General features: G+C 65.6%; 9 protein-coding genes, 2 rRNA genes and 1 pseudogene. 7 read left to right on the forward strand and 5 right to left on the reverse strand.

Going from position 1 to position 10333, the window contains the following annotated elements:
* A pseudogene (locus JOZ00_RS02425) lies at positions 1-71 on the reverse strand (endonuclease NucS domain-containing protein); the annotation flags it as partial.
* A 45-nt stretch (positions 72-116) separates the two neighbouring features.
* Here JOZ00_RS02425 and JOZ00_RS02430 point away from each other — a divergent pair.
* From JOZ00_RS02430 to JOZ00_RS02445, 4 genes are all read left to right on the forward strand, one after another.
* A complete protein-coding gene (locus tag JOZ00_RS02430; protein ID WP_293339148.1) occupies positions 117-1739 on the forward strand; it encodes an adenylate/guanylate cyclase domain-containing protein in 1623 nt (540 codons plus the stop codon).
* Positions 1736-2212, forward strand: coding sequence for a hypothetical protein (locus JOZ00_RS02435; protein WP_293339150.1), 477 nt, complete (start codon positions 1736-1738; stop codon positions 2210-2212). The genes JOZ00_RS02430 and JOZ00_RS02435 overlap by 4 nt, the downstream gene beginning before the upstream one ends.
* A 149-nt stretch (positions 2213-2361) precedes the next feature.
* The gene (locus JOZ00_RS02440) at positions 2362-3762 is read left to right on the forward strand and encodes an OFA family MFS transporter (protein WP_293339152.1); all 1401 of its coding nucleotides are present in this window, start codon (positions 2362-2364) and stop codon (positions 3760-3762) included.
* Positions 3759-3890 (forward strand): hypothetical protein, encoded by a 132-nt coding sequence (locus JOZ00_RS02445; protein ID WP_293339155.1) that lies wholly within the window; start codon positions 3759-3761, stop codon positions 3888-3890. Before JOZ00_RS02440 ends, JOZ00_RS02445 begins: the two co-directional genes overlap by 4 nt.
* A 13-nt stretch (positions 3891-3903) precedes the next feature.
* Here JOZ00_RS02445 and JOZ00_RS02450 read toward each other — a convergent pair whose 3' ends face one another.
* Positions 3904-4857: a helix-turn-helix domain-containing protein gene (locus JOZ00_RS02450; RefSeq protein ID WP_293339157.1), complete on the reverse strand. Its 954-nt coding sequence runs from the start codon at positions 4855-4857 to the stop codon at positions 3904-3906.
* Positions 4858-4928: 71 nt separating this feature from the next.
* Here JOZ00_RS02450 and JOZ00_RS02455 point away from each other — a divergent pair, with 71 nt between their 5' ends.
* On the forward strand, positions 4929-6173 hold the full coding sequence (locus tag JOZ00_RS02455; protein ID WP_293339160.1) for an MFS transporter: 1245 nt from the start codon (positions 4929-4931) through the stop codon (positions 6171-6173).
* On the opposite strand, the gene JOZ00_RS02460 is transcribed toward JOZ00_RS02455, so the two are convergent.
* Positions 6136-7482: a PPE domain-containing protein gene (locus JOZ00_RS02460; protein WP_293339162.1), complete on the reverse strand. Its 1347-nt coding sequence runs from the start codon at positions 7480-7482 to the stop codon at positions 6136-6138. The genes JOZ00_RS02455 and JOZ00_RS02460 overlap by 38 nt on opposite strands.
* 263 nt (positions 7483-7745) lie before the next feature.
* On the opposite strand from JOZ00_RS02460, the gene JOZ00_RS02465 reads away from it, so the two are divergent.
* Positions 7746-9233, forward strand: coding sequence for a DNA-3-methyladenine glycosylase 2 family protein (locus tag JOZ00_RS02465; RefSeq protein ID WP_293339164.1), 1488 nt, complete (start codon positions 7746-7748; stop codon positions 9231-9233).
* Positions 9230-9727 carry a methylated-DNA--[protein]-cysteine S-methyltransferase gene (locus tag JOZ00_RS02470; RefSeq protein ID WP_293339166.1) on the forward strand — a complete coding sequence of 166 codons (498 nt, stop codon included), beginning with the start codon at positions 9230-9232 and terminating at the stop codon, positions 9725-9727. Before JOZ00_RS02465 ends, JOZ00_RS02470 begins: the two co-directional genes overlap by 4 nt.
* Before the next feature lie 50 nt (positions 9728-9777).
* Here JOZ00_RS02470 and rrf read toward each other — a convergent pair.
* Positions 9778-9890: ribosomal RNA gene (rrf, locus tag JOZ00_RS02475) — 5S ribosomal RNA — on the reverse strand.
* Between the two features lie 83 nt (positions 9891-9973).
* A 23S ribosomal RNA gene (locus tag JOZ00_RS02480) occupies positions 9974-10333 on the reverse strand; the annotation flags it as partial.

Raw genomic sequence — 10333 nt, forward strand, 5'->3', positions numbered from 1 at the left:
CGTGCCGAGGGCAGATGCGCGGTCAGCCGGCCGACGTAATCGACAGTGCACTGGGCGATCACTAGACGCACCCGACTCACCTTAGAGCGTGGGCCACAAATTAGGCTGACGCCACCATGTCGGCCAACCAGTCCGTGGCACAGCGAATAGGCCGGGTGCTCGAGAAGGTCACCCGCCAGAGCGGTCGGTTGTCGGAGACCCCGGCGTACGGCTCGCTGTTGCTCGGGCGGGTTTCGGAAAGCCAACGGCGCCGGCGAGTGCGCATCCAGGTCATCATGACCGTCCTCGTCCTGGGGGCCAACCTGCTCGGGATCGCCGCCGGGCTGATCCTGGTAACAGTCGCCATCCCCGTACCTAGCATCTTCGACGACGCGCCGGCGTGGATCACCTTCGGGGTTTCACCGGCCTATATCGTCCTGGCGCTGACGGTGGGCACCGTGTGGATCACCCGCAGGACCGTCCTTGCGTTGCGCTGGGCGATCGAGGAGCGCGCTCCTACTCCCGAGGATGAGCGCAACACGTTCATCGCCCCGTGGCGGATCGCATTGGTTGACCTCGTCTTGTGGGGAACCGGAGCAGTGCTTTATTCGGTCCTCTACGGCCAGGTGAACACCATGTTCATCCCCCGTTTCCTGGTCGGGGTGAGTTTCTGCGGCGTTCTCGTGGCCACCGGCAGTTATCTGCTCGCCGAGTTCGCATTGCGTCCGGTGGCGGCTCAGGCGCTCGAGGCGGGTCCACCGCCGCGGCGGCTGGCGTCGGGGATCATGGGCCGAACCATGACGGTGTGGTTTCTCGGCTCGGGCGTTCCCGTCATCGGCATCGCCCTCCTGGCGCTGTTTGAGTTATTGCTGAACAATCTCACCGAGACCCAGTTCGCGGTCGGTGTGCTGATCGTGTCGTCGGCCGCGCTGATTTTCGGGTGCATCCTGATGTGGATCCTGGCGTGGCTGACCGCGACGCCGGTGCGCGTGGTGCGCGCGGCGCTTCAGCGAGTCGAGAGGGGCGACCTCCGCGGCGACTTGGTGGTGTTCGACGGCACGGAACTCGGCGAGCTGCAACGCGGTTTCAACTCGATGGTCGACGGCCTGCGGGAGCGCGAACGGGTCCGCGACCTGTTCGGCCGCCACGTGGGACGCGAAGTGGCCCTGGCCGCCGAACGCGAACGACCCAAACTTGGCGGCGAAGAACGCCATGTCGCAGTCCTTTTCATCGACATCGTCGGCTCCACCCAATTAGTGACCAGTCGTCGTCCGGCGGAGGTCGTCGCGGTGCTCAACCAGTTCTTCGGGATAGTGGTCGAAGAGGTGGACCGCCACCGCGGGCTGGTCAACAAGTTCGAGGGCGACGCGACGCTGGCGATCTTCGGAGCACCGAATCACCTTGACAGTCCCGAAGATGAAGCGCTGGGGGCCGCGCGCGCGATCGCCGACAGGCTCCGCAACGAGATGCCCGAGTGCCAGGCCGGCCTAGGTGTGGCGGCGGGGCAGGTCGTCGCCGGCAACGTCGGCGCCAGGGAACGCTTCGAATACACCGTCATCGGCGAGCCCGTCAACGAGGCCGCCCGGCTGTGCGAGCTTGCCAAGTCGCACCCCGCCCGGCTGCTGGTCACCGCGGACACGCTCGATGGCGCAAGCGAAAGCCAGCGCGCCGCTTGGACTTTGGGCGACACGGTGACTCTTCGCGGACATGAGCGTCCGACCCGGTTAGCCTCGCTCGCCGACGCCACTGAACAGACGTGACGGGCCGTCCGCTGGACCGCGCGCGCGAGATCTTCTTCGCCTACGAAGGTTCCCGCTTTTATATGTCTCGCGATGGCGTTGACAGTGAGTACCAGCGTTTCTCAGTACCTCGAGAGCTCGAGAAACAGTGGCTCGACGAACTGACCGTAATCCAGCTCGACATGCTTGAGTCGCCGGGTAATTGGCGCGTTGTGAACTTTCTGAAGAATCATGACGATGTCCGCCACCTGTCACGGTTGGTCCATACCACGCCGCTAGGCGCCTTTTGGGAACGCTGCGCATACCTCGAACTCTTGGTGCTCTACATCAAGCGGTGCTCACTCACCGATGCGGCCGACGAGACCCAGAGGGCCAGACAGTACGTAATCGATCAGGGCAGAATTCTCGAACACGTTGCCCCCGACGAGAGATCACGTCAACGCGCGTGTGCCGTCATCGACGCCGCCAAGGATTTACGCTCCTGTAACGGCTAGTTCACTTGCGACAGTAGGGATTTGGCGCGAACACCTTCGATAGGAATCCTCTATCAGACGATAGAAAAAAGTTAATTGACCGGAGGATTGCGCGGCGTCGATAGTGACGTGGGCCGAGCTGCGGCCCGGCGACCTTCGAGGGGTGCATCGTGACCGTCACTGGCTTGCTGGACCGCTCCACGATCATCGCCGGACCAGGCTGGAGCCGTTGGCTGGTTCCTCCCGCCGCGCTGTCAATCCACCTGGCCATTGGCTCGGTCTATGCCTGGAGCGTCTTCAAGATCCCGCTGGAGAAGTCGCTACACATCTCGGGCACCGCCAGCGCACTCCCGTTCACGATCGGCATTGTGATGCTGGGTATTTCGGCTGCCGCGTTCGGCACGCGCGTGGACCACTACGGGCCCCGCTGGGCCATGTTCGTAGCCACGGTCTGCTTCTGCAGCGGACTCCTGATCGCGGGATTCGGCGTCTCGCTCCATCAATACTGGCTGGTCCTATTAGGCTATGGCGTGGTCGGCGGCATCGGTCTCGGGATCGGATACATCTCGCCGGTGTCCACGCTGATCAAGTGGTTTCCGGACCGCCCTGGGATGGCGACCGGTTTGGCGATCATGGGATTTGGTGGCGGAGCTTTGATCGCGTCGCCGTGGTCGAATAGCCTCCTGACCGCATTCGGTCGTGCCAGCACCGCCGGCGTCGCCGAGACCTTCCTCGTGATGGGCTGCACCTACGCGGTGTTTATGTCGATGGGCTGCCTGTTGATCCGGGTGCCCGCACCGGGGTGGGCACCGCGCAACTGGGAACCTAAGGCGCACAAGGCTAAAGCATTAGTCACCACAGCAGGTGTGTCCGCGGCCAACGCGATCAAGACGCCCCAGTTCTGGCTGCTCTGGGTGGTGCTCTGCTTCAACGTGACCGCCGGGATCGGCATCCTTGAAAAGGCCTCGCCGATTTATCAGGACTTCTTCCCCACAGTTCCGCGCGGGGTGTTGCTGACCTCCGCGGCCGCCGGGTACGTCGCGCTGCTGTCGCTGGCCAACATGCTCGGCCGGATCGGCTGGTCGTCGCTGTCGGATGCGGTGGGCCGCAAGAACATGTATCGGCTTTACCTCGGCGGCGGCGCGCTCTTGTATGTGACGCTTGCCTTGACGACCAACTCCAACAAGATCATCTTTCTGCTGAGCACCCTGTTCATTCTGTCGTTCTATGGCGCGGGATTCTCGACGATTCCGGCGTACCTGCGTGACTTGTTCGGCACGTACGAGGTTGGGGCGATCCACGGCAGGTTGCTCACCGCGTGGTCGGTCGCCGGGGTCCTGGGCCCGCTCATCGTGAACGCCATCGCGGACTCGCAGGAGGCGTCCGGCAAGCACGGCCCCGACCTGTACATCATGTCGTTCGTGGTGATGATCGCTCTCCTGGTCGTCGGCATGATCTGCAATGAGCTGATCAAGCCGGTGGCGCCCAAACACCACGACCACGCCCCGACCGACGACGCCCTGTTGGAACCCGAGTCGGTTCCCGACCCACAGCCGGAGAAACAACCATGACCAATCCAAGCAATGACCGCGGATCCCACCCGGCTCTGATCGCGCTGGCCTGGTGCTGGGTGGCCCTTCCGTTCGCGTACGGCATCTTCGAACTCCTCGCGAAGATCACCCAGTTGGTCAATTCATAACTCGCACAGGCTTTTACGGCGCCGCTGCGGTGCTGAAGGTCCGGCGGTAGGTGTCCGGGGTGGTGGCGAGCGACTGACGGAAATGCCGTCGCAGCGTCGTCGCGGTGCCGAAGCCGCATTCGGTGGCGATGCGTTCGACGGTCGAGTCGGTGGTTTCCAGCAGCTGTTGCGCACGGCGCAGGCGTTGGGCATTGAGCCAATCCAGCGGTTTGCTTCCGGTACGCGAAACGAGTTGGCGGTGCAGGGTTCTGACGCTCACCCCGGATCGGCGGGCGAGCTGCTCGACGGTCAGCGGCTCGCCTAGATGCGCGAGCGCCCAGTCCATCGCGTCGCCGACGACGTCGTTGGCGACATTCCCCGGCAACGGATTCGAGTACTGCCGCTGGTGCCCTTCACGGTGTGGCGGCGCGACCAGCCGCCGCGCCACCTCATTGGCAACCGTTGCGCCGTAATCCAATCGGACGATGTGCAGGCATAGGTCGGTGCCCGCGGATTTTCCCGCCGAGGTGAGGACGTCGCCCTCGTCGATGTAAAGGGCGGAGGCGTCGACGGTGATCTGCGGGTAGCGCGCGGCGAGCGCGTCCGCGTGCCGCCAGTGGGTCGCAGCGCGCCTGCCGTCGAGCAGGCCGGCGGCCGCCAGGACGAACGCGCCGCTGCAGATCGACGCGATCCGGGCGCCGCGCTGTGACGCCTCTCGGATCGCGTCGACCAGATCCGCCGGCGGTCGCAGCTCGTCGTCGTGGCACGCCGGGACGATGACCGTGTCGGCGGTGATCAGATCGGCGTACGAGTAGGGCGTCGCCGCGGTGAACCAGCGGTCCACGCGCAGGCCGTTCGATGGACTGCAGACCTTGAGGCCGTACCAGTCGTCGCGCCCTGGCCAGTTGGTGCCGAAGACCGCGCACGGCGCCGCGAGCTCGAAAATCGGCACCTGGTCGCTCAGCGCAAGCGCGACGCTATGGCCCATGGCCGAAATTGTACGTCATATGGCGTATCGGTCACTGGCCCGCCGGGTCCCGATGCCGAATGCTCGAACGCGTGACTCAACGAGCCCTTGTAGCGGACCCTGCCACCGCCTTTGCCGGCAGCGGCTGGCTGCGACCCGCCATCGCCGTCGCGGCCATTGGATGGGGCGCCAACCAGTTCGCTCCGCTGATCGTGCTGTATCAACAGCACGGCGTGTCCGCGACCGCGACGTGTGTGATGTTCGGCCTGTACGCGGTGGGCCTGATACCGGCGCTCATCGTGGGGGGCCGTTGGTCTGATCGCGCCGGGCGCCACGTCGTGGTGGTGGCGGCGTTGTTGTTCTCGCTCGCGGCTTCCGGGGTCCTGATGGCCGGCTCGGCCTGGCACGGGCTGTTGTTTCCGGGGCGCCTACTGGGCGGAGTGAGCAGCGGACTCGCGTTTGGGACCGGAGCCGCGTGGATCAAGGAGCTGTCCGCCCTGGAGGCCCACCCGCACACCGGGCCGCGCCGGGCGACGATCGCCATGACGATCGGGTTCGGCGGGGGCCCGTTCATCGCAGGGCTTGTGGCACAACATGTGTCACGCGCGGAACTGTGGCCCTACGTGCCGCAGATGGTGCTCGCGGTGATCGCGCTTTTCGCCATCCGCAAGGCGGGAACGAATTCCGCGGGCGCCACTGCGCAAAAGCCGCCCGCTCAACGAGCGCCCGCGGACGGCGAGTTGTCGAAACACCTCATCCTGGTGTCAGTGCCGTTCGCGCCCTGGGTATTCGGTACCGCGGCCATCGCGCTGGCCTACCTCCCGGCGTTGGTCGCACACCGGGCCGGCTCGCAGCCATTGACCTTCGCGGCGGTGGCTACGGCGATCCCGGCGTTCGCCGGTGTCATGGTTCAGCCATTGGTCGCTCGCGTGGGCCCAAGGCTTCGAATTAGCCTGCTGGCGCAAGCAATGGTGGTGGTCGTCGTCGCTCTGGTCGTCGCGGTGTGGGCCGCGTCGGCCGCCACTGTGTGGGCGGTCTTCGTCGCTGCCGCGGGATTGGGTGCCGCCTACGGGATCGCCCTCTTCGCAGGCCTCGCCGATGTGCAGGCCATCGCCGATCCGGCCCGGCTGGGAGTCGCGACGTCCGCCTTTCAGGCAGTGAGCTATCTCGGATTCGCGCTGCCGTACCTGCTCACGCTCAGCCACTCGCGCCTCGGCTGGTCTCCCGTCACGGGCTTGACAGCGGTGCTGATCCTCGCTGTGGTGTCGGCAATCTGGCTGGGCGCCAACGGCAACCGCGCTACTGGCCGCCGAGAAGACGTTGCTTCTGCTCGATGAACTCATGTTCGGTCAGCGCTCCGGTGTCCCGGAGTTGCGCGAGTTTGCCTAGCACTTCGGTCATTTCGCGCAATTCGGCCGCGGCCCCACTAGACCGTCCGCCCGAGGCACCACTCGGAACTTCGACCCGGGGGTGCGGAGCCGCTGCCGCAGGCGCTTGACGGCCCCGCGCGCCGCCTTCGTCGCCCGGGCGGCGGGAGTCGGCTTTGTCCCGGCCCGACAGCGCCATCAACGGCGCCCCGCCGAAGAGGGGCATCTGGCCGCCGAACAGACCGGCACCCGGACGGGCCGGCGGCGCGGATCCCGCGGCGGGCGACTCGAGGGCGGTGAGCCGCAGCTGCGGGGCCGACGTGGTCCAGCCCTCGGGCACCTTCAAGCCGCCGAGGGACGGCGAACGGCCCATTTCTGCCGACACCTTCTCGGCCGGGCGCGAAGACGACGGCGCCTTCGCCGCGTGCCCCGGCGCGGACGCCGCGGGTGGGGACCCCAAAGTCACCCCGGTGATTTTCTGTTCCGCGTTCGAAATGAAGCCCGCGGCCCCCGAGAGTCCAATCAGCCCGACGCCGTTTCCGAGCAGGCTCGAGCCGAGCGACACCAGGTCGTACGGGTTGGAAAACTCTGAAAAAGCAGAACTGGACAGTCCCGATGCCGGCGAAGTGAGCGACTGTAAGGCCTTCGGCACCGCGGACGTCGCGTTGCCACCCGACAACGCCGACTGCGCGTTTCCCGCCGCGGTACTGGCGGCCTTGCCGGATGCAGCGCCCTGCGCCGCGACCCCGCCCTCGTTGGTGGCCTGCTTTGGTGGGGTGAACGGCGTCACCTGCGTGGCCGCCTGCGATTCGCCGGCATAGCTGTACATCGCGGCGACGTCCTGGGCCCACATGTCGCCGTACGCGACCTCGGTGGCCGCGATCGCGGGAGTGTTCTGACCCAGCAGGTTCGTCGCAACCAGTGAGCTCAGTTGCGTACGGTTGGCCGCGACCTCTGCGGGGTGGACCGTCATCGCATACGCCGACTCGTAAGCCGACGCGGCGGCTTTGGCCTGGGCGCTGGTCTGCGTGGCCTGCGCCGCCGTGCTACTCAGCCATGCCACCTGCGGTGCGGCCGCGGCCGCCATCGACGCCGATGAGGGCCCCTGCCACGGTACGGTCGCCAGGTTCGCGATCACGGACTCGAGGCTGGCCGCCGCGGTGTGCAATTCGTCTGCCAGTTCGTCCCATGCCGCCGCGGCGGACAGCATCGGCCCCGCGCCGGGGCCGGCATAGATCCGCCCGGAGTTGACCTCCGGCGGCAATGCCGCAAAATGCATCTGCCTTCCCTTTGCTACCACGCGATCCGTGGCTTTCGAATCCACGGCAAAACGTCGGCACACGAAATGTTTGGCTTGCTAACGTTTCGCCAATTGGCTTGCCTTCACAGGTCTTTCGACCGCAGTTCAACCTGTTGCCTGCGAGCGGGGTCGACAAAACGTGTTCCTGTTCACACCCCGTTGAGGGCCCAGTTTCCGCCCTGTGGGACTGCGATGTCGTTTTTCCGCCAGTCTTGTCGGTGGGCGGGTGTAAGCCTTGAAGCGTGCATGACGATTTCGAACGCTGCTACCGGGCCGTCCAGTCCAAGGACGCGCGGTTCGACGGCTGGTTCGTGACCGCGGTGCTCACCACCCACATCTATTGCCGCCCGAGTTGCCCGGTGCGGCCGCCGTTCGCACCCAACGTGCGCTTCTATCCGACGGCCGCGGCCGCCCAGCGGGCGGGCTTTCGAGCTTGCAAGCGCTGCCGCCCGGACGCTTCGCCCGGCTCGCCCGAATGGAACGTGCGCCACGACGTCGTCGCCCGCGCGATGCGGCTCATCGCCGACGGCACGGTCGACCGCGACGGGGTCAGTGGCCTGGCTGCCCGTGTCGGCTACACCACCCGCCAGCTGGAACGGCTCTTGCAGGCCGAACTCGGCGCCGGGCCTCTCGCCCTGGCGCGCGCGCAGCGGGCCCAGACGGCCCGTGTGCTGATCGAAACCACAGAGCTACCGTTCGGCGACATAGCCTTCGCCGCAGGGTTTTCCAGCATCCGCCAGTTCAACGACACGGTGCGATTGGTGTTCGAGAACACACCCTCGGCGCTGCGCAAGCGTGCGGCGTCCCGGTTCGGAACCGAGGGCGCGTCAGCAGGATCCTTATCGCTCCGGCTGCCGGTTCGCACCCCGTTCGCCCACGAGGGCGTGTTCGGCCATCTGGCCGCCAGCGCGGTACCCGGCTGCGAGGAGGTCCGCGACGGCGCGTACCGGCGCACGTTGCGGTTGCCGTCCGGCAACGGCCTGGTCAGCCTGACTCCCGCGCCCGATCATGTGTGGTGCGTGCTCGTACTCGACGACTTCCGCGACCTCGCCACAGCCACGGCCCGCTGTCGGCGCCTGCTGGATCTCGATGCCGATCCCGAGGCGGTGGTCGAGGCGCTGAGCGCTGACCCGGAGTTGGCCCCGATAGTCGCCAAGGCGCCAGGACAACGCATACCGCGCACGGTGGACGAGAACGAGCTCGCCATCCGCACGGTGCTGGGCCAACAGGTGTCGCTCAAGGCCGCGCGGACGCACGCGGGCCGGCTGGTCGCGGCATACGGACAGCCCGTCCACGACGCTTCGGGCCGATTGACGCACACCTTCCCGTCGGTGGAAGAACTCGCCGACATCGACCCCGTGCACCTGGCCGTCCCCAAAACCCGCCAGCGGACGCTGAGTGCGCTCGTCGCCAGCCTCGCCGACGGCAGCATCGCCCTTGACGCGGGCAGCGAATGGGAAAGCGCGCGTAGCCAATTGCTGGCGTTGCCCGGCATCGGCCCCTGGACGGCGGAAATCATCGCGATGCGCGGTTTGGGCGATCCAGACGCGTTCCCCGCCAGCGACCTTGGCCTTCGGCTGGCAGCCAAGCAGTTGGGCCTGCCCATGCAGGAGCGCCAGCTCAGCGAGCACAGTTCACGCTGGCGTCCTTGGCGCTCCTACGCCGTCCAGCACCTGTGGACGACCCTCGAGCATTCGGTGAATGACTGGCCACCACAGGAGGTTGCATGATTAATTACCGCACTATCGACAGCCCGATCGGGCCGTTGACCCTGGCCGGCCGCAATTCGGCTTTGACGAACCTACGGATGGTCGACCAAACCTACGAGCCGAGTCGAGCCGGTTGGATGCGCGACGACAACGTGTTCGCCGACGCCGTCGAGCAACTCAACGCGTATTTCGCCGGCGAGCTGACCGATTTCGATCTCGAGCTCGATCTGCAAGGGACGACGTTCCAGCAACGGGTTTGGGAGGCGCTGCTCACGATCCCCTACGGCGAAACCCGTTCCTACGGAGAAATTGCCGAGCAGGTCGGAGCGCCAGGGTCCGCGCGCGCAGTGGGACTGGCTAACGGGCACAATCCCATCGCCATCATCGTTCCGTGCCATCGCGTCATCGGCGCCAACGGGAAGCTCACCGGCTACGGCGGCGGGATCGACCGGAAAGTCACCCTGCTCGAATTGGAAAAGAGCCGGGCGCCGGCGAATTTAACCCTTTTCGATTAGTTAGTTGTAAATGCAAAAACACCCCCGTTGCCGGGGGTGTTTTTGTGTATGTTCGGCGGTGTCCTACTTTTCCACCCGAAAGGGCAGTATCATTGGCGCTGACAGGCTTAGCTTCCGGGTTCGGAATGGGACCGGGCGTTTCCCTGTCGCTGTGGCCGCCGTAACTCTATTTAAATTTGGTATCGGTGGGGGGTGTGGTGTCCACGATAAATAATATCGTGGGCTGGAATGTGGTTGCGATTGTGTGTTGGTAAGTTTTCGGCCGGTTAGTGCCAGTTCCCTGCACCCATTACTGGGCTTCCAGGTCTGGCCTATCGATCCCGTGGTCTGCGGGGGGCCTTATCCCTCTAAAAGGGTGAGAAACCTGATCTTGGAGAAGGTTTCCCGCTTAGATGCTTTCAGCGGTTATCCTGTCCGAACGTGGCTATCCAGCCGTGCTCCTGGTGGAACAACTGGTATACCAGAGGTTCGTCCGTCCCGGTCCTCTCGTACTAGGGACAGGTTTCCTCAAGTTTCTGACGCGCGCGGCGGATAGAGACCGAACTGTCTCACGACGTTCTAAACCCAGCTCGCGTGCCGCTTTAATGGGCGAACAGCCCAACCCTT

Origin of the sequence: Mycobacterium sp. (assembly GCF_019243155.1) — a bacterium.
Lineage (GTDB): Bacteria > Actinomycetota > Actinomycetes > Mycobacteriales > Mycobacteriaceae > Mycobacterium.

What these genes read in the sequence shown, in the direction of transcription:
- JOZ00_RS02430 (WP_293339148.1), top strand. Translation starts at nt 117, where the DNA reads ATGTCGGCCAACCAGTCCGTGGCACAGCGAATAGGCCGGGTGCTCGAG.
- JOZ00_RS02460 (WP_293339162.1), bottom strand. Translation starts at nt 7,482, where the DNA reads ATGCATTTTGCGGCATTGCCGCCGGAGGTCAACTCCGGGCGGATCTAT.
- JOZ00_RS02445 (WP_293339155.1), top strand. Translation starts at nt 3,759, where the DNA reads ATGACCAATCCAAGCAATGACCGCGGATCCCACCCGGCTCTGATCGCG.
- JOZ00_RS02470 (WP_293339166.1), top strand. Translation starts at nt 9,230, where the DNA reads ATGATTAATTACCGCACTATCGACAGCCCGATCGGGCCGTTGACCCTG.
- JOZ00_RS02450 (WP_293339157.1), bottom strand. Translation starts at nt 4,857, where the DNA reads ATGGGCCATAGCGTCGCGCTTGCGCTGAGCGACCAGGTGCCGATTTTC.